The 16,917-nt window shown below is 72.6% G+C and carries 16 protein-coding genes and 1 tRNA gene; 14 read left to right on the top strand and 3 right to left on the bottom strand.

The window, feature by feature from the left end:
• Positions 1–30: 30 nt before the first annotated feature.
• Positions 31–103 (bottom strand) — tRNA-Arg (locus VFO26_RS05240).
• A gap of 70 nt (positions 104–173) precedes the next feature.
• Here VFO26_RS05240 and VFO26_RS05235 point away from each other — a divergent pair.
• The 5 genes from VFO26_RS05235 (at position 174) to VFO26_RS05215 (ending at position 4,527) form a co-directional block, all read left to right on the top strand.
• Entirely contained in the window at positions 174–647 is a 474-nt protein-coding gene (locus VFO26_RS05235; protein ID WP_325113844.1) for a DUF6529 family protein, read from the top strand.
• Complete coding sequence (locus VFO26_RS05230) at positions 647–979, top strand: cytochrome c (RefSeq protein ID WP_325113843.1); 333 nt, start codon at positions 647–649, stop codon at positions 977–979. Before VFO26_RS05235 ends, VFO26_RS05230 begins: the two co-directional genes overlap by 1 nt.
• Positions 980–1,984, top strand: a complete 1,005-nt coding sequence (locus VFO26_RS05225; protein WP_325113842.1) for a dipeptide epimerase — start codon at positions 980–982, stop codon at positions 1,982–1,984. It begins immediately after the preceding gene.
• A complete protein-coding gene (locus VFO26_RS05220) occupies positions 1,971–2,999 on the top strand; it encodes a DUF1611 domain-containing protein (protein WP_325113841.1) in 1,029 nt (342 codons plus the stop codon). Before VFO26_RS05225 ends, VFO26_RS05220 begins: the two co-directional genes overlap by 14 nt.
• Before the next feature lie 67 nt (positions 3,000–3,066).
• Positions 3,067–4,527: a hypothetical protein gene (locus VFO26_RS05215; protein WP_325113840.1), complete on the top strand. Its 1,461-nt coding sequence runs from the start codon at positions 3,067–3,069 to the stop codon at positions 4,525–4,527.
• Here VFO26_RS05215 and VFO26_RS05210 read toward each other — a convergent pair.
• Positions 4,524–5,009, bottom strand: a complete 486-nt coding sequence (locus VFO26_RS05210) for a hypothetical protein (protein WP_325113839.1) — start codon at positions 5,007–5,009, stop codon at positions 4,524–4,526. The two genes, VFO26_RS05215 and VFO26_RS05210, sit on opposite strands and share 4 nt — an antisense overlap.
• Before the next feature lie 73 nt (positions 5,010–5,082).
• Here VFO26_RS05210 and VFO26_RS05205 point away from each other — a divergent pair, with 73 nt between their 5' ends.
• From VFO26_RS05205 to VFO26_RS05190, 4 genes are all read left to right on the top strand, one after another.
• On the top strand, positions 5,083–5,337 hold the full coding sequence (locus tag VFO26_RS05205; protein ID WP_325113838.1) for a LysM peptidoglycan-binding domain-containing protein: 255 nt from the start codon (positions 5,083–5,085) through the stop codon (positions 5,335–5,337).
• Between the two features lie 232 nt (positions 5,338–5,569).
• The gene (locus VFO26_RS05200) at positions 5,570–6,022 is read left to right on the top strand and encodes an ester cyclase (RefSeq protein WP_325113837.1); all 453 of its coding nucleotides are present in this window, start codon (positions 5,570–5,572) and stop codon (positions 6,020–6,022) included.
• Between the two features lie 458 nt (positions 6,023–6,480).
• Positions 6,481–7,464 (top strand): ribonuclease Z, encoded by a 984-nt coding sequence (rnz, locus tag VFO26_RS05195; RefSeq protein ID WP_325113835.1) that lies wholly within the window; start codon positions 6,481–6,483, stop codon positions 7,462–7,464.
• Complete coding sequence (locus tag VFO26_RS05190) at positions 7,461–7,691, top strand: putative signal transducing protein (protein WP_325113834.1); 231 nt, start codon at positions 7,461–7,463, stop codon at positions 7,689–7,691. The genes rnz and VFO26_RS05190 overlap by 4 nt, the downstream gene beginning before the upstream one ends.
• 15 nt (positions 7,692–7,706) lie before the next feature.
• On the opposite strand, the gene VFO26_RS05185 is transcribed toward VFO26_RS05190, so the two are convergent.
• Entirely contained in the window at positions 7,707–9,752 is a 2,046-nt protein-coding gene (locus VFO26_RS05185; protein ID WP_325113833.1) for a glycosyltransferase family 39 protein, read from the bottom strand.
• Positions 9,753–9,981: 229 nt separating this feature from the next.
• On the opposite strand from VFO26_RS05185, the gene pyrR reads away from it, so the two are divergent.
• From pyrR to carB, 5 genes are read left to right on the top strand one after another with little or no spacing between them, the layout of a single operon-like run.
• Positions 9,982–10,578: a bifunctional pyr operon transcriptional regulator/uracil phosphoribosyltransferase PyrR gene (gene pyrR, locus VFO26_RS05180; protein WP_325113832.1), complete on the top strand. Its 597-nt coding sequence runs from the start codon at positions 9,982–9,984 to the stop codon at positions 10,576–10,578.
• Positions 10,571–11,518 (top strand): aspartate carbamoyltransferase catalytic subunit, encoded by a 948-nt coding sequence (locus tag VFO26_RS05175; RefSeq protein ID WP_325113831.1) that lies wholly within the window; start codon positions 10,571–10,573, stop codon positions 11,516–11,518. The genes pyrR and VFO26_RS05175 overlap by 8 nt, the downstream gene beginning before the upstream one ends.
• Complete coding sequence (locus tag VFO26_RS05170) at positions 11,518–12,795, top strand: dihydroorotase (RefSeq protein ID WP_325113846.1); 1,278 nt, start codon at positions 11,518–11,520, stop codon at positions 12,793–12,795. Before VFO26_RS05175 ends, VFO26_RS05170 begins: the two co-directional genes overlap by 1 nt.
• Positions 12,792–13,838 (top strand): glutamine-hydrolyzing carbamoyl-phosphate synthase small subunit, encoded by a 1,047-nt coding sequence (gene carA / locus VFO26_RS05165; protein ID WP_325113830.1) that lies wholly within the window; start codon positions 12,792–12,794, stop codon positions 13,836–13,838. Before VFO26_RS05170 ends, carA begins: the two co-directional genes overlap by 4 nt.
• A 6-nt stretch (positions 13,839–13,844) precedes the next feature.
• Complete coding sequence (gene carB, locus VFO26_RS05160; protein ID WP_325113829.1) at positions 13,845–16,916, top strand: carbamoyl-phosphate synthase large subunit; 3,072 nt, start codon at positions 13,845–13,847, stop codon at positions 16,914–16,916.
• Position 16,917: the final 1 nt, after the last annotated feature.

The raw sequence follows: 16,917 nt of genomic DNA, 5'->3' as shown, positions 1-16,917 counted from the left end.
GCGGTTTCCGCGTGGGTGCATCGAGGTTGATGCGCCCGGCAGGAATCGAACCTGCGACCTCGCGCTCCGGAGGCGCGCGCTCTATCCCCTGAGCTACGGGCGCCGGGGAGTGGCAAGTCTAGCCGCGGTCTGCATCACGGTTCGCGCCTCCGTCGATCATCTAGGCTCGCTCCGTGCCGCTCGGGGACGTCAGCTCGACGTACACGGACATCGTCGAGGTCGTCTTCTCGTCCACGATCGCAGGCAAGGCGTGGCTCGCGACCGGGGCGTTCGCGCTCGCGATCGTGCAGGTCCTGACCGCGTCGCGGATGTGGGGGAAGCTCCGGCGGGTCGTGCCGCTGTCGTTCACGACCGCGAGGCGCGTTCACCGCTGGTCGGGCCGGATCGCCCTGCTCCTCACCCTGCCCGTGTTCTTCCACTGCGTCACGATGCTGGGCTTCGAGACGCCAGACGCGAGGGTCACCGTGCACGCGGTCGCAGGCTCGTTCGTCTACGGGGTGTTCGCCGCCAAGCTCCTCGTGATCCGCTGGAAGGGGTATCCGCACTGGGTCCTGCCCGCGCTCGGCGGCTCGCTCGCGGCGGTGTTGACGACGCTCTGGCTGACATCGTCCCTCTGGTACTTCACGAACGTGCGGTTCGGGTTCTGATGACACGGAAGGCGCTCGCGCCGGTCCTCCTGCTGGTGACCGTCACCCTGGCGACGTTCGGCCTCTCCACGTGGCATCCGTTCTCGCCGGACACCGCCCCGGCCGCCGAGGCAGAAGGCGACGTCGCGCGCGGCGAGACCGTCTTCTCGGTGAATTGCTCGGGCTGTCACGGGACGGACGCGTCGGGAGGGGTCGGACCGGCGCTCGTGGGAACCAGGCTCACGGCGACGGAGGTGGCGTCGATCGTCGCGGAGGGTCGCGGCGTGATGCCCGCCGGCCTCGTGCAGGGGCAGGACGCCGCCGACGTTGCGGCCTACGTCGCGTCGCTCTAGATGGAGGTTCGCGCCGAGATCGTCCGGCTGTACCTCGCGGAGACGTTCGTGATCAGTCGCGAGTCGCAGGACTGGGCCGACGTCGTCCACGTCACCCTGCGTCACGGCGGCGTCGAGGGGCGCGGGGAGGCTGCGCCGATCGAGCGCTACGGTGAGACCGCCGAGTCGGCCCTCGGGTTCGTCGAGGTCCACGGTCACCTCGTCGGTGACGACCCGTTCGCGCTGGAGGAGATCGGAGCCCGCCTCGGCGCGATCGACGGTGAGCAGGCAGCGAAGTCCGCCCTCGACGCTGCGCTCCACGATCTCCAGGGGAAGCTTCTCGGAGTTCCGGTCAACCGGCTCCTCGGAGTGCCCGGTGCGGGGCCGCCGACCTCGTGGACGGTGTGGCTGGGAGAGCCGGACGACATGGCCCGCCGCGCGGAGGCCGCCGCATCCCGCTTTCGGCGGCTCAAACTGAAGCTCGGCGGGGGGGACGGGCTCGACGTCGAGCGCGTGCGGGCGGTGCGCGGGGTGACCGACCTGCCGCTGCAGGTCGACGTCAACGAGTGGTGGACGGTGGACGAGGCCCTCGAGGCCTGTGGCCAGCTGGCCGAGCTCGGCGTCGAATACGTCGAGCAGCCTCTGCGCGACGGCGACCCGGCTGGGAGGGAGCTCCGCCGACGCTCGCCGATCCCGATCTACGTCGACGAGGACTGCCACACGCTGTCCGACGTCGCGGCCTGCCGTGAGGTCGCGCACGGGATCAACATCAAGCTCGCGAAGTCGGGCGGCATTCGCGAGGCGTTCCGGATGGCGCACGCGGCGCGCGCGCTCGGGCTGGGAGTGATGCTCGGCTGCATGGTCGAGTCGGGGCTGGGCATCGCAGCCGGCTGCACCGTCGCGCCGCTCTGCGACCACGTCGACCTCGACGGCAACCTACTGCTCGCCTACGATCCAGCGCCCGGGCCGGAGCTCCGCGACGGCGTGCAGGTCTCTTCGGAGGAGCCCGGCCTTGGCTGCGGGTGAGCGCACGCTGATCCTCGCGGAGGGCTTCTCCGCCGACAGGCACTACGGGAAGACGATGCACGGCCTGCTGCGCTATCGCCCCGAGGACGTCGTGGCGATCCTCGACTCGGCTCGCATCGGAGAGCACGAGGCCGGAGTCCCGATCGTGGGTGATGTCGATACCGCTCTCGCGTTCGACCCGCAGGTCGCCCTCGTCGGCGTCGCAACCCAGGGAGGCCGCTTCCCTCCGGCCTGGCGCGCGCTGCTCCGCACCTGCATCGAGCGCGGGCTCGCGATCGAGAACGGGCTGCACGAGATGCTCGCGGACGATCCCGAGCTTCGACCGCTCGCCGACCGCGTCGGCGTCGAGCTCCGCGACCTGCGCCGTCCGCCTGCGGGGCTCGACTGCGCTACGGGCGCGAACCTCGAGGTCGACGCCCGGATCGTGCTGACGGTCGGCTCGGACTGTGCGATCGGGAAGATGACGGTCTCCCTCGAGCTCGACCGGGCGGCGCAGGCACGCGGGATTGCCTCGGTCTTCGTCCCGACGGGGCAGACCGGGATCGCGATCGCCGGCTGGGGGATGGCAGTCGACGCGGTCGTCGCCGACTTCCTCGCGGGCGCTGCCGAGCAACTCGTCGTCGAGGGCCGCCGCCGTGGCGGCGAGCTGCTGTTCGTCGAAGGCCAGGGCTCGCTCGTGCACCCGGCGTACTCCGGGGTCACACTCGGGCTCTTCCACGGGTCGGTGCCGCACGCCCTCGTCCTCTGCCATCGCGCCGGCTCGACGGAGATCGAGGGCTCCCCCGGTCATCCGATCCCGCCGCTCACGGATCTCGTCGAGCTGCACGAGCACGCGTCGCTCCCGCGACGGCAGGCGCGGGTCGTGGCGGTCGCCGTGAACACCGCGGGCCTGGACGACGCCGACGCCGATGCGGCAATCGCAGAGGCGGCGGCAGCGACCGGGCTGCCCGCCTGCGACCCGGTGCGAGACGGTGCGGACACCCTCCTCGACGCCGTGCTCGAGTCGTCCTCGTGATGCTGTAGCATCCCGACCCGCCGCGCCGGGGGCGTGCGGCGTCGTCACACGAGGGGAGTCTGCGGCGGTGACACGGGCGAGGGGGGAGAGGCGGCTGCGGTCATTCGCGGTCGCGCTGGTGAGCGCACTCGTGTGCACGGGTGCCGCATGGGGCGCGGACGTGGGTGCGAACGACGACACGGGCAAGTACGAGCCCGACGCCGGCGCCGCCTTCTACGATCAGATGGCCTCGCTCGGTCTGCGGCAGACGGTCGTCACGGTGCGCTGGCAGCCGAGTGATCCCCTCGCGCTCGGCGAACGGCCGCTCCTGGATCTGACGGTCGCCGCCGCCCGCAGGGCCGGCCTGGGCGTCGTCTTCGCAACGTATCCGTACCCTCCCCGCGAGATCGAGAGCGGCCTCGCGAGTCCGGAGGCCTTCGGCGCATGGCTCGCAGAGCTTGCGGGACGATACCCCGAGGTCAGGCAGTTCGTGGTCGGCAACGAGCCCAACCAGCCCGCGTTCTGGCGCCCGCAGTTCGCGCGTGCGAAGCAGCGCTCGGCGCGGGCGTTCGGGCCGTTCCTCGCGGCGGGCTACGACGCGCTCAAGGCCGCCGACCCGAATCTCACGGTCGTCGGAGTCGGGCTCTCGCCACGTGGCAACGACCGTCCGCTCGCCCGCAGCAACGTGTCCACCTCGCCCGTGCGGTTCCTCGCAGCGCTCGGCGCGTGGTACCGGTCGAGCGGTCGGCAGCTGCCCTTGATGGACGGGCTCAGCTTCCACCCCTATCCGAACCGCGCGACCGACCCCCTGGCTCGCGGCTATCCGTGGCCGAATGCGGGATTCATCAACCTCGACCGGGTCAAGCAGGCGCTCTGGGACGCCTTCGCGGGAACCGGCCAGCCCACGACCCGTGAGGGGCTCCGGCTCTACCTCGACGAGGTCGGCTGGCAGGTGGACACGGCCGCCCACGAAGGCTACGCCGGCCTCGAGAACGTCGCGGTGACGGACGAGGGCACGCAGGCGGCGATCTACGGGGAGCTCGTGCGTCGAGCCGCCTGCGATCCCGACATCGCGCAGGTGAACGTCTTCGGCTTCCGGGACGACCGCGCGCGCACGGGATTCCAGGCGGGGCTCCATCGGCTCGACGGGACCCCGCGGCCCGCAGCGGACGCCGTGCGGGCAGCGGTCTCGGACGGTGGGTGCGCCGGGCGCTCGAGCAGGCCGTGGCGGCCGGCGCGGGCCGTCCTCGGCGCGAGGCGACCGGGCGTCAGGGTCGGGACGGACGACATCGCGGTCGAGCTGAAGGCGGCAGAGGCCGCATCGGCGCGGGTCTGCCTCCTGCCCGGCGCGCACACGCTCTCGAGCGCGAAGCGCGTTCTCGCCGCACGCAAGCCGCAGACAGGCACATGCGCCTCCGGTCGGGTGCCGCAGAACCGCCGGACGACCGTACGCGTCGGCCGCCTCGTCGGGCCGCACACGCTCGCGGTCAGGTTGAGCGCGGAGACGAACCCGGCGCGCGCGACCACGACCGTACGACTGGTCCGCTAGGTCCCGCCGCAGCGTCGGGTCACACGCCGCGCGGCCGCTGCGGCGGGCCAGACCTGGAACTGCAGTCGCTCGGGCGACGGATCCTCGCCGCCCAGGTCGTTGTCCGGGTGCGCCTCGGCGTCCGCCACGCCGAACCAACTCGCCCGTAGCCGACAGGGACCGTCGGGCAGATCGGCGGTCGCCACGGGCTCGTCGTCCCCCCAGCTCAGGACCGCCAGGGGCCCTTCGCCGAGCAGCGGCACCTCCGCCTCGTGGTCGGCGCCGTCGGGGGCCTCCGGCGCGGTGTCGTGGACCTCGACGCGTACCGCAGTCGGGTGGCCGTACGTACTCGTCCCCACGTACACGAACCCGTCCATCGCCTCGATCCGGACGTCGTAGCCCTCCGTCGTGACGCGGTCCGAGGCCCATTCGGCCGCACCGCGGCGGAGATAGAACTGCCGGTACCACGGGTGGACGACGGTCGAGATATGGGCTGTCAGCATCGAGGGCCCTCGTGGCCGGTCGCCGAGCCTAACGTCTTGACACCGAACACACGTTCTGTAAGACTGGGAACACGTGTTCGCATTCTCGTTGATCGGCCGCATCGTGCTCCTCGCGCTCGCCGTGCTGTTGCTGTGGGCGCTCTTCGCCGGCGAGTCGGGCGCGGGCGGGCCTGAGCGGAGCTACCGGGTGAAGCCGGGTGACACGCTCTGGTCGATCGCCGAGCGCACGTTCCCGGGCGACCCACGCGAGGGCGTCTGGGAGCTGCGCGAGCGGAACGGGCTCGGATCGACGACGATCGTGCCCGGTCAGGTGCTCGTCCTGCCGTAGAGGCTTGGTGTGGTCATGGGCATGCGCGGTTGGGGCCCTGCCCGCGGCGCGTCGCGGCCGTCTCGCTGCTCACCGACACCGGGTATCGGTGAGCACGGCCCGACCACGCTGCTCGGCGCCTTCCCGCGCTGCGACGCACCCCAACCCACATCGAGCCTCGAGGTGGCGCCGACGCGACCGGGGGAGATATATCTCGGCCGACAGCCGACCTGCCCCGAACGATCGGAGACCCATGGCGAGCGAACGCATTCTGGAGCTGCTGCGGCGGCCGTCCGACCCCGATGAGCACGAGGAGATCCGCGAGCTCTGGAAGGCCCACTCGATCGCGGAGGACAACCGCGACCTGCCCGGGCTGATCGCGACCCTCACCGAGGACTGCGTCTACACGGTCGCGGGCACGGGGGCGCGCTGGGAAGGGCACGACGGCGCCGCTCGCTTCTACACGGAGCTTCTGACGGCGTTCCCCGACATCCACTTCGATCTCGACTACATCGTCATCGGCCCGCAGGGCGTCTGCGAGGAGGCGATCGTGACCGCCACGCACGAGGGCCGCTGGCTCGACCACGAGCCCACCGGCGAGCGGCTCGAGTGGCGGAACGCGATCTTCTTCCCGTGGGATCCCGTCGCCCGCAAGTTCAAGGGCGAGATGGTCTACACCGACCTGGCCTTCCCCGCCCGAGCCTGAAGCCGGTGCTCGCCCTCCGGTCTCCGCTACCAGTCCGACCGGCGAGAACAACCACCCCCAGGGGCACCCCCCGTGCCCTGACTGCACGCTATCGGCAGAGGTGTGACGAATGGGACTCGTGATTGCGCCGGGAGTGTGACGGCCGTTCGAGACGAGCTCCAACCACGCACTCGACGTCCGCGTGGCCACCCACGTGCGCGCAGGACAGGCGGGCACGCCCGGCGTGTGGCTCGACCGACCGCCCCTCGCCGGAGCGCGAAACCGGGGCCACTCGGCAGTCCGGAGCAGGCGGGTGGGGCGTGCCTCCCCTCGGCCTGCCCCCCGGGCACGGCCCCCGCGCGCGCGACAAGGCCCTGGCGGCGGCCTGCGCGCCCGGGCGCGTCGAGCGGCCACGTGCGTCGCTCGGCGGCCGTCAGGCGACGCTCGACGGGCCCGCGACCGGGCTACGATCCGCGCCCGTGGACCTCGACCTGCTCTTCCTCGGGACGGCCGCCTCGGCGCCCACCGCCTCGCGTGGCACGTCCGCAGCGCTGCTGCGTCTGGGCGGAGACCGCTTGCTCGTCGACTGCGGCGAGGGGACACAGCGGCAGCTTCTGCGCTCGGACACCGGGCTGGTCGACCTCGAGGACGTCTTCCTGACGCACCTCCACGCAGACCACGTGCTCGGCCTGCCCGGAATGCTGAAGACCTTCGCCCTGCGCGGTCGCGAGCTCCCCGTCAGGGTGCACGGCCCACGCGGCACGCGGGCGCTCCTCGGGGCACTCGCCGTGGTGATCGGCAGGCTGACGTACACGCTCGAGGTGATCGAGCTCTCCCCGGGCGAGGCGGTGCCGCGCGACGGCTACCGAGTCGAGCCGTTTCGGGTCGCCCACGGGGCGGGGGCGCTCGGGTACGCGCTGCGGGAGGACGAACGTCCGGGTCGCTTCGACGTCGAGGCCGCGGACGCTCTCGGCGTGCCCGACGGCCCCGTGCGCGGGGCCCTGCAGCGGGGCGAGCCCGTGACGCTGCCCGACGGGCGGGCGGTGCTCCCCGAGCAGGTTGTCGGTCATGCCCGCCGCGGCCGCACGGTGGTGCTCACGGGAGACACGGCGCCGACGGCGTCGGTCGTCGAGGCGGCGGCCGGAGCCGACGTGCTGGTGCACGAGGCGACCTTTCTGGCGGAGGAGCGCGCGCGGGCCCGCGAGACCGAGCACTCGACGGCCGGGGAGGCGGCGCTCGCCGCGCGCGAGGCCGGAGTGGGGCTCCTCGCGCTGACGCACATCTCGGCCAGGTACCCGGCCTCGGACGTTGCGGAGGAGGCGAGCCAGCTCTTCCCGCGCACGGTCGTGCCGCGCGACTTCGACCTCGTCACGGTGCCGTTGCCGGAGCGCGGCGGGCCCGAGCTGGTGCCGCGTGGCGGCAGGCGCGGTCGCCCTCGAGAGGATGTAGGGTCCGAGACATGAGCGAGCTCGTCCAGGTGGCGGTCGCTGGGAGCGTGAACGAGGCCGAGGAGCTCCAGGCCTTGCTCACGCGCGCCGGGATCGAGGCCACGCTCGAGGGAGCGGTGGACGAGCATCCCGGGGCGCACGGAGACGTCCCGGTGCGCCTGCTCGTGGCCGCGGACGAGCTCGACGCTGCGCGTGACGCCATCGAGGCGCTCACCGAGCCGGACGACCAGCTCCCGGGCTGAGGCCCGTCGACAGCGTCAGGCGGGCGCGAAGGCAATCGTCGTCGAGCCCGCGTAGCCGTCGGTGGCGAGCTCGAAGACGCAGGGCTCCGTACCGTTCGCGTACGGCGGTGCGGGAATGCGGTGCGTGATCGCGCCCTCGTTCGGTGTCTCGAGCCGTGCGACGGTGATCCCGTTCACTCGTGCGTCGACGGGATGGCCGGTCTTGCCGAGGATCGTCACGTCGAGAGTCCCCTGACCGCAGCCGTAGACGGTCACGCGGGCGGAGCCGGTGAAGTCGCCGTTCGGCAGGAACCCGGCCGTCGAGAGGAGCACGCGTGCCGGCGGCTCCGGACGCCACGCCACTAGCCCGTACGTCTCGCTGTCCGCAGCCGGGCTCTCCGCGACTCGCTCTCCGGCGAGCACGAGCGTCGACGGGGTGACGAGGAGGCGCGAGTCGAGCGCCGTTCCGCCCGCCGAGCGCAGCACGCCCCTGGGATCCACTTCGATCGAGGAGGTGACGGGTGGGAACGGGATCGCCTCCGACCCGAGGCGGACGACGCGGTCGATTCCGCGATTCCAGAAGGTCGTCCTGGCCGTGGCCGTCCAGAGCCGGTCGCCGGTGGCCAGCAGGGTGGCCGCCTCGACGCCGGAGTCGTCGAGCCAGGCGCGAGGCCCCGACCCGATCGCTGCCCGCTGCTCGTGGGCCGAGGCGTCGTCGATCCGCCGACCGGCGTCGATCGTGACGAGCGCGAGCCCGATTCCCACGGCGACCGCAGCCACCCAGGCGCTCCGGCGCGGAACCAGCACGACGAGCAGCCCGGCTCCCAGCGCCGCCGCGACCAGCGCGTACCGCGCGTCACCGCTCGAGAGGGCGCCGAGAGAGGCGGGTGTGAGCGTGTTCGGGAGCGTCTCGGGAACGGCGATCTGCGATATCGGCACGAGTAGCGCGCCGACGACGATCGCGCCCCAGACGGGGAGGACGATAGCGAGCGCACGCGGTGCTCCCCGCGAGCCCCAGGCACAGAGCCCGATCACGAGCAGGGGCAGTGCGGTGATCAGGTAGCGCTCCGCCACTGCGCCCACGAACGACGCCGAGAAGAGCCCCACCTGCAGGACGAGCAGCACGACGTACGCGAGCGTCACCGAGACGAATGCCCGAAGCGCGGGGTCGCGGTCGCGTCCCGTGAGCACGCCGAATGCAAGCGCCGCGGTGGCGAGCACGGTGACGCCGAGCCCGATGACCGCGATGCCGAAGGCGTGCCACGCGATCTCGGCGAGCTGGTCGGACGCGACGGGCGTGGCCTGCCCGACGGGCGTGTAGGCGCCCAGCAGGCGCCGGGAGGAGAGCTCCCCTCCCGCCAGCGCGGTCACCACTCCGACGACGATCGTCACGCCCACCGCGAGAGCCCCCAGCCGGAGGACGGGGCGGAGCCGCGCGCGGTCGCGTGCGGCGAGAGCGTCGACCACGGCCGCGACGATGAACGCCGGGAGGAGCACGAGCGCCTGGAGCCGTACGGCGGCAGCCGCGGTCGCCCAGGCCACGAACACGCCGTAGCGCCAGAGCGACGGCCGCTCGAGCGCCCGGGCGAGCATCAGCAGCGCGACGGTGACCACAGTGAGGGTCAGCGGCTCCGTCATCAGGAATCCGGAGTAGTGCAGCGCAGGCGCCGTGAGGACGAGCGCCGCGGCGGCGAGCGCCCAGCCGGTCGACGCGACCCGCCGGGCCCAGATGTACGTCGGCACCGCGACGAGCGACATCGCGAGCGCCTGCAGGAGCCTCGCCCACTGGATCCCCTCGTCGAGGTCGAGCGCCGCGAGCGGTGCGCCGACGAGGGCCGGGGTGAGCAGGCTGTAGTAGGGCGACGGCAGCTCGCGCAGGCCGAGCGTCCCCTGCGACCAGAGGCTCTCGCCGATCATCCCGTACACCATCTCGTCCGGCGCGATCCACGGCGTCGTGAACGCCTGGGCCGCGGCGAAGCGGACCGCGGTCGACACGACGACGAGGCACGCGACGGCGAGCGCTGCGCGCGGAACGTGCCGGCCACGCGGCCCGTCCGGCGTGACCGTCTCCGAGCCGGGCACGGCGGGATCCTCGCGATCGTGGGTGAGCAAGGTGTGAAGACCGTACGACACGGGCCCAACGGACCTGTCTTCGTGCCTGCCACCAGCACGCGTCCGGAGTGGGTCTGTCGTCGTGCCTGGCACCGGACAGGTCCGTCTCGGCCACGGCCGCGGCTGCCCGTCGTGTGCCCGCGCTAGACTCGCCGCGTCCCCTTTAAGCCGGTCCAGTGAGGCCGGGAAGGAGCGAAGCGTGCAGATCGGCTCACCCCCGCGCGAAGCAGCGCGCGAGATCCTCGACGAAGACGCCCTCGCGCGAACCCTTGCGCGGCTGGCTCACGAGCTGATCGAGCGCAACGACGACCTTCCCGCACTCGCGCTCGTCGGGATCCACACGCGCGGCGTGCCGCTCGCGCACCGCCTGCGCGGGCTGGTCTCCGAGCGGAGCGGCGTCGAGCCCGCGATCGGGACGGTCGACATCTCGTTCCATCGCGACGACGTCCTCGTCCGCGGCCGCTCGGCGCCACTCCACGCCCAGCCGGTCGTCCGCGCGACCGAGCTCGACTTCGCGCTCGAGGGGCGAACCTGCGTGCTCGTCGATGACGTCCTCTTCACGGGGAGGACGATCCGGGCCGCGATCGACGCCCTGCTCGACTTCGGTCGTCCCGACCGCGTCCAGCTCGCCGTCCTCGTCGACAGGGGGCACCGCGAGCTGCCGATCCGCCCGGACTACGTCGGCAAGAACCTGCCCACGGCGCTCGGGGAGCGTGTTCGCGTCGAGCTCGAGGAGATCGACGGCCGCGACCGGGTGCTGCTCGAGCCCGATCCGACGGGAGGTCGCGATGAGTGAGCCGACGAGACGTCACCTGCTCGGCGTGGGGGACCTGACGCGGGCGGACGCAGAGCGTCTGCTCGACACCGCACGCGCCCTCGAGCGGTCGCTCGACCGCGAGGTGAAGAAGCTCCCGACCCTGCGCGGCAGGCTCGTCGTCAACCTGTTCTACGAGTCCTCGACCCGGACGCTGTCGAGCTTCGAGCTCGCCGCGAAGCGGCTTTCCGCGGACACGATGGTCCTGCGCGCGTCCGGATCCTCCGTCGACAAGGGAGAGTCGCTGCGCGATACGGCGCTGACGCTCGCCGCGTACGACCCCGACGTGATCGTCATCCGGCACCCGCACATCGGGGCACCGCACCTCGTGGCGGGCGCCACCGCAGCCCACGTGGTCAACGCCGGCGACGGCAAGCACCAGCACCCCACGCAGGCGTTACTCGACCTCTTCACGATCCGCGAGTCGCTGGGGCGACTCGAGGGCGTGACCGTCGCGATCGTCGGCGACGTGCTGCACTCGCGTGTCGCACGCTCGCTCGTAGAGGCGCTGCTCCTCGTCGGCGCAGAGCCCGTGCTCGTGGGGCCTCCGACGCTGCTGCCGCGCCGCATCGAGGCACTCGGTTGCGACGTCAGCCATTCGATCGACGCGCTCGGCGACGTCGAGGTCGTCTACGTGCTGCGCATGCAGGCGGAGCGGATGGAATCCGCGTACGTCCCCTCGTTGCGCGAGTACACGGCCCTCTACGGCGTGACGCCCGAGCGCGTGCGTCCCGGACAGGTGGTCATGCACCCCGGGCCGATGAACCGCGGCGTGGAGATCGACCCGCGCGTGGCGGACTCGGGAGCCTCGCTCGTGACCGCACAGGTGCGGTCCGGGCTGGTCGTGCGGATGGCGGTGCTCTACGACCTGCTCACCGCGCCCGGCCTCCGGGTCGCGGTGCCCGTGATGGAGGTCGCGTGATGCTCGCGCACCGGAACGGCAGGCTGGACTCGCTGACCGTCCGCGCACGCGTCGTCGACCCGGGTCAGGGCCTCGACGGTCCCGCCACGGTCACCGTCGAGGACGGGGTCGTGACGGCGGTCGAGAGCGCGGCGACGGCGCCCGACGGGCTCGTCCTCGCTCCTGCGTTCGTCGACCCCCACGTCCACCTGCGCACGCCCGGCAGGGAGGACGAGGAGACGATCGCGTCCGGCAGCGAGGCGGCCGCGGCGGGCGGCTACTGCGCGATCGTAGCGATGCCCAACACCGACCCGGTCGTCGACACGGCGGCCGTCCTCCAGTCGCTCGTCGAGCTCGCGCGCGAAGAGGCAGTGGTTCCCACCGGGTTCACCGCGGCGATCTCGAAGGGCCAGCGGGGGGAGGAGCTGACCGAGATGGCGGAGCTCGCCGCCGCGGGCGCGGTCGCGTTCACGGACGACGGACGGCCGGTCGCGTCGGCGGGGCTGATGCGGCGCGCCCTCGCCTACAGCGCCGTCGCGGACCGGCCGCTCGCGCTCCACTGCGAGGAGCCGACGCTCTCCCGCGGCGGGCAGATGCACGAGGGGGCCGTGTCGGCCGAGCTCGGGCTCACGGGCTGGCCCTCCGTCGCGGAGAGCGTCATGGTCGAGCGCGACCTCGCGCTCGCCGCCTACGAGGAGCGGCCCGTGCACATGCAGCACCTCTCGGCACGCGCGTCGGTGGAGGCCGTCCGCCGCGCCCGGGCTGCCGGGGTGAGAGTCAGCGCGGAGGCAAGCCCGCACCACCTCTGCGCGACGGACGAGCTGGTCCGTACGCTCGACGCCAACGTGAAGATGAATCCGCCGCTCCGCACCGAGGACGACCGGCTGGCGCTCGTCGAGGGCCTGCTCGACGGCACGATCGACTGCATCGCCACCGACCACGCGCCTCATGCACGGCACGAGAAGGACACGCCTTTCGAGGAGGCCCCGTTCGGCGTCACCGGGCTGGAGACCGCGTTCGGGGCGCTGCACACCTTCCTCGTGTGCGAGGGAGAAGTACCGCTCGCGACCCTGCTCGAGCGGCTCTCGGCCGGCCCGGCGCGCGCGCTCGGCCTGCCCGTACCGCGGATCGCCTTCGGCGAGCCTGCGAACCTCGTCCTCCTCGACCTCGACGCCGCATGGACGGTCCGCGCAGATGCCTTCCGCTCGCGCTCGGCCAACTCCTGGCTGCTCGGCCGGACGCTCGTCGGGGCGGTCGTCAAGACCGTGGCCGCGGGACGGGTGGTGTTCGCAGCGTGAGCGCGCCCGCGCAGGGCTACCTTCTGCTCGAGGACGGCACCGTGTTTCGGGGGCGCTCGGTGGCCGCCGCGGGGACGGCCTTCGGCGAGGTCGTGTTCACCACCGGCATGACCGGCTACCAGGAGACGGTGACCGATCCCAGCTACGCCGGGCAGCTCGTCTGCTTCACCGCGCCGATGATCGGCAACTACGGGGTGGACGACCGGCGCCTCGAGTCCGCGGCGCCGCACGCACGCGCGGTGCTGATGAGGCGGCTCGGCGGTGAGGACTGGGCGCTCTGGCTGGCAGAGCGGGGAATCGTGGCCCTCGACGAGATCGACACGCGCGGGCTCACGCTACGCCTGCGCGACGCCGGAGCGATGCGCGGGGTGACGGTCGCCGACGAGCGCGGGCTGGGCGTCCCGGACGCCCTCGAGCGGGTGCGCGCCCAGCCGACGATGGAGGGGTCCGCCCTCGTCGCCAACGTGTCGACGCCGGCGCCGTACGTCGTCGGGGAGGAGGGGCGGGTCAGCGTCGCGGTCGTGGACTACGGCCTCAAGCGCTCGATCCTCCGGCGGCTGGGCTCCGCCGGCGCAGCGGTGACCGTGTACCCCCACGTTTGCGACCCGGACGACCTCGCCGGCCACGACGGCGTCCTTCTCTCGAACGGCCCGGGCGACCCGGCGCCGCTCCTCGAGGAGACGCGCGTGGTGCGGGAGACGCTCGGACGAGTGCCGATGCTCGGGATCTGCCTCGGCCACCAGCTGATGGGGCTCGCGACCGGGCACGAGACGACGAAGCTCCCGTTCGGGCACCGCGGGGCCAACCACCCGGTGCTCGACCGGCGTGACGGGCGCGTGCTCGTCACGAGCCAGAACCACGGGTTCGCGGTCGTCCCCTCCGAGCAGGCGGAGGCGACGCACGTCTCGCTCTACGACGGGACCGTCGAGGGGTTCGACTTCCCCGACCTGCGCGCGCAGTCCGTGCAGTTCCATCCGGAGGCCGGCCCGGGGCCGCACGATGCCTGGCCGATCCTCGAGCGCTGGGTCGACGGGCTCGGCTAGCCCTCGATGCCCGCCAGGCGCGATCTCCGTTCGATCTGCGTGATCGGCTCCGGGCCGATCGTGATCGGACAGGCGTGCGAGTTCGACTACGCCGGCTGCCAGGCGCTCAAGGTGCTGCGCGAGGACGGCTACCGAACCGTCGTCGTCAACTCGAACCCGGCCACGATCATGACCGACCCGGGCTTCGCCGACCGGACCTACATCGAGCCGCTCGACCTCGAAGGGGTCGCCGACGTCCTGCGGCGGGAGCGGCCCGACGCGCTGCTGCCCACGCTCGGCGGCCAGACGGCCCTCAACCTCGCCGTCGAGCTCGAGACGGCAGGCGTGCTGGAGGAGGTCGGCGTCGAGCTCCTCGGGGCGCGGATCGACGTGATCCGGCGAGCGGAGGACCGCCAGCTCTTCCGTGACGCCGTGCAGAGCTGTGGGCTCGCGGTGCCCCTGTCGCGGATCGTGGAGTCGACGGACGACCTGGAGGGTGCCGCTGTCCCGGCCGTCGTCCGCCCGGCGTTCACGCTCGGCGGCCACGGCGGAGGCTTCGCCGACACCCCGGAGCAGCTACGCGCGCAGGTGGAGCGTGGCCTGGCCGAGAGCCCGATCGGGCAGGTGCTCGTCGAGGAGTCGATCCGCGGCTGGGACGAGTTCGAGCTCGAGGTGATCCGCGACCGCGCCGACAACGTCGTGATCGTCTGCTCGATCGAGAACCTCGACCCGATGGGTGTCCACACCGGCGACTCCGTCACCGTCGCCCCCCAGATGACCCTCTCCGACGAGGCGTACCAGGAGCTCCGCGACGCGGCCGCGGCCGTGATCCGCGCGGTCGGGGTCGAGACCGGAGGGTCGAACATCCAGTTCGCGCGTCACCGCGAGACGGGCGAGCTGCGCGTGATCGAGATGAACCCGCGCGTCTCCCGCTCGTCAGCGCTCGCCTCCAAGGCGACCGGCTATCCGATCGCGAAGGTCGCCGCGAAGCTCGCCGTCGGCTACACGCTCGACGAGATCCCGAACGACCTCACGAAGACGACGCCCGCGAGCTTCGAGCCGACGCTCGACTACGTGGTGGTGAAGTTCCCGCGGTTCGCGTTCGAGAAGTTCCCGGGAGCGGACCCGACCCTCGGCACCCAGATGAAGTCCGTCGGCGAGGCGATGGGCATCGGGCGCACGTTCACCGAGGCGTTCCTCAAGGCATTCGGCTCGCGCGAGCTCGATCCGGGGTCACCCACGCCGTGGGCGACCATCGACGACCTGCCCGAGGGCCTGCACCCCTGGTTCGTCGAGCAGCTCGAGGCTGCGAAGCGGGAGCTCCGCACGGGGGACATCCGCCGTGCGAAGCGCGCCGGGTGGGGGGACGACTCGATCGGAGCGGCCTGGGGGACGTCGGGGGACGACGTGCGCCGGACCAGGTACGCGCGCGGGATCCGCCCCGCGTACCGGCGTGTCGACTCCTGCGGCGGCGAGGTGGAGGCCGCGTCCAACTACCTCTACTCCACCTGGGGAGAGGACGACGAGGGGCCCCCGGCGGCCACGAAGCCGCGCGTCGTGATCCTCGGCTCCGGCCCGAACCGGATCGGACAGGGGATCGAGTTCGACTACTGCTGCGTGCATGCGGTGCAGACGTTCCGTGCGCTCGGCTACGAGGCGGTGATGGTCAACTGCAACCCGGAGACCGTCTCGACCGACTACGACACCTCCGACCGGCTCTACTTCGAGCCGCTCTCGCCCGAGGAGGTGCTGGCCGTGCTCGACCGGGAGCGCCCGCTCGGGGTCGTGACGCAGTTCGGAGGCCAGACGCCTCTGCGCCTCGCCCGGCACATCGAGGCGGCTGGATACAAGATCCTGGGGACGCCCCACGCAGCCATCGACCTCGCCGAGGACCGCGAGCTGTTCGGCGCGCTCGCCCGCGACCTCGGCGTGCGCTGCCCGCCGTGGTCGACGGTCGAGGACGTGGAGGAGGCGCTCGACGCCGCCAGGGAGATCGGCTACCCGGTGCTCGTGCGGCCGTCGTACGTGCTCGGCGGGCGTGCGATGCGCGTCTGCGACGACGAGGACGACCTGCGGGCGGCGATGGCGGCGGTCAGCGGCCCCGTGCTGATCGACCGGTTCGTCGAGAACGCGATCGAGATCGACGTCGACGCGCTCTGCGACGGGGGCGACGTGTTCATCGGCGCGGTGATGCAGCACGTCGAGGAGGCGGGCGTCCACTCGGGGGACTCCTCGTGCGTCCTTCCCGCCCAGTCCCTGACGCTGGCGAACGCGCTCGAGGTCGAGCACGTGGTCAAGCGGCTCGGGCCCGCGCTCGGCGTCGTCGGCCTGCTCAACGTCCAGCTCGCGATCGCCGACTCGACCGTGTACGTCCTCGAGGCGAATCCCCGTGCCTCGCGCACGGTGCCGTTCGCGAGCAAGGCGACCGGGGTCAACCTCGTCGAAGCGGCGTGCCGACTCGCCCACGGCGAGAAGCTCGCCGATCTCGCGTTGACGCCGCCGAGGCCCGCGCAGGTCAGCGTCAAGGCGGCGGTGCTGCCCTTCGCCCGCTTCCCGGGAGCAGATCCGGTGCTCGGCCCGGAGATGCGCTCGACGGGCGAGGTGATGGCGACGGCCTCCGACCTGCCCACCGCGTTCGCGAAGGCGGAGCGCGCCGCCGGCCGCCCCCTGCCGACGTCGGGGGTCGCCTTCCTCTCCGTGCGGGACGTGGACAAGCCCAGCATCGCTCCCATCGCCGCCGCACTGGCCGGCCTCGGCTTCGAGCTCGTCGCCACGAGCGGCACCGCGCGGACACTGAGGGCGGCGGGGCTCGACGTGGAGGAGGTGGGGAAGGTCTCGGACGCCGACCCCGGCGAGCCGACCGTGGTCGACCTGATCCGCGACCACCGCTGCAACGTCGTCGTCAACACGCCTCAGGGCTCCGGCGCCCGTGCGGACGGCTCCCTGATCCGCGAGGCGGCCCTCGTCGCCCGCATGCCGTGCATCACGACGATCTCGGGCGCCGCCGCCGCGGTGCACGCGATCGCGAACGCCCGCGCGGAGGCGACCCTGTCGCTGCAGGAGCGGATTGCCGTCTCCGCCGCCGGCGGAACCGGCTAGG

The sequence above is a fragment of the Gaiella sp. genome (assembly GCF_035710885.1).
Classification (GTDB): domain Bacteria; phylum Actinomycetota; class Thermoleophilia; order Gaiellales; family Gaiellaceae; genus Gaiella.
The sequence above is the reverse complement of the archived record's forward strand: the minus strand, read 5'-3'. Positions and strand labels throughout refer to the sequence as shown.

Coding starts and splice junctions, on each gene's coding strand:
- VFO26_RS05230 (WP_325113843.1), top strand. CDS start 647: ATGACACGGAAGGCGCTCGCGCCGGTCCTCCTGCTGGTGACCGTCACC.
- VFO26_RS05225 (WP_325113842.1), top strand. CDS start 980: ATGGAGGTTCGCGCCGAGATCGTCCGGCTGTACCTCGCGGAGACGTTC.
- VFO26_RS05210 (WP_325113839.1), bottom strand. CDS start 5,009: ATGCTGACAGCCCATATCTCGACCGTCGTCCACCCGTGGTACCGGCAG.
- VFO26_RS05200 (WP_325113837.1), top strand. CDS start 5,570: ATGGCGAGCGAACGCATTCTGGAGCTGCTGCGGCGGCCGTCCGACCCC.
- VFO26_RS05190 (WP_325113834.1), top strand. CDS start 7,461: ATGAGCGAGCTCGTCCAGGTGGCGGTCGCTGGGAGCGTGAACGAGGCC.
- VFO26_RS05175 (WP_325113831.1), top strand. CDS start 10,571: ATGAGTGAGCCGACGAGACGTCACCTGCTCGGCGTGGGGGACCTGACG.
- VFO26_RS05170 (WP_325113846.1), top strand. CDS start 11,518: ATGCTCGCGCACCGGAACGGCAGGCTGGACTCGCTGACCGTCCGCGCA.
- carB (WP_325113829.1), top strand. CDS start 13,845: ATGCCCGCCAGGCGCGATCTCCGTTCGATCTGCGTGATCGGCTCCGGG.